This is a genomic window from Thioalkalivibrio sp. ALE23 (assembly GCF_000378545.1).
GTDB lineage: Bacteria > Pseudomonadota > Gammaproteobacteria > Ectothiorhodospirales > Ectothiorhodospiraceae > Thioalkalivibrio.
The window spans coordinates 1-1,068 of the sequence record NZ_KB900094.1; the positions used below are offsets into that span (position 1 = coordinate 1).

A 1,068-nucleotide genomic window follows, 5' to 3' on the forward strand; every position below is an offset into this window, starting at 1 on the left:
CCAAGGTAAGTCCGCTTGCCGGCGTGGAGTGTCAGTACCCCGTCGTCTCCCGTATCGACGGTTGAAGCATCGCGAAGAACGAGGCGGCCGTCCTCTTCGATATCAGCCTCGATAGTGATGTCTCCGCCCGCAGGTTCGCCGAGTGCCAATGCGTTGTTTCCGTTCCCATTGGACTCATCCAGAGTAAGGCTCGAATCCTCGATGATGATGTCCCGGGAAATATCCCCCGCCGAAGCCGGTAAGGGATTCGACCCCATCATTGCCGATTCAATCACCGGGCCACCTTCACGTTCGCGTGTCTCCATGAAAATAGAGAAAGCGGCCTCGACTTCGGATTCGCGCAGATAGAGGTCTTTCCCGTATGCAGCCAGTGATGTCATTCCTTTAGATTCGATGGAGCTTCCTTCGATCGAAACCTCGCCGAGGTCACTCCACGTTTGGGGGGAATCCGTCCATCCGACAACCTCTACAAAGTTGCTGGCGGTAATATCGGAGTTGGAGATGTCGACGCCCCCACCGAATATCTCGACAGAGTCGGCCTCTTGAATGGAGCTACCATGGATAGAAACCTCGGTTTCAAGAGGCTCATTCGGGAAGACGGTCTCGTTATCCGTGACGGTGATATTGCCGGACGCCCGAAGGTCGGAGTCTTCAATATTGACCTCGCGACCGAAGATCACGTCGTCGAAGTCATTGCTTGAGATCATGAGACTGGGGAAGGCATCACCTTCTTGCACGACTTCCCATTCGACGTTGTCGAAGGAAACCGATCCTTGTTCATTGACCGCCGTAGATTCACCGGTCGACTCGATGTCCGTGTCGCGAATATTCAATTCATGCAGAAAAGTGGAGTCGCCAACATCGTTCAACCGAATCTCGACTCGCGAACCTTCGCCTTGAGCAAGGATCTCGGTGCCATCGATTTCGAGGTCGGCACCGGGCCAGTTGACAACCCAGTCCCCGACGTTGTCCTCCCAATCCGGATCGGGGATGTTCAGGAAAATATTGAGGTCCGCGTCCTCCGTAATGAGGTTGGCATCCTGAATGGATGTAAAACCTCCAAAAGCC

1 protein-coding gene is annotated in these 1,068 nt (G+C 54.4%); it reads right to left on the minus strand.

Annotation, left to right across the window (positions count from 1 at the left end; translation table 11 throughout):
* On the minus strand, positions 1-1,068 hold a 1,068-nt coding region (locus F573_RS15340), incomplete at both ends, for a hypothetical protein (RefSeq protein WP_038033673.1).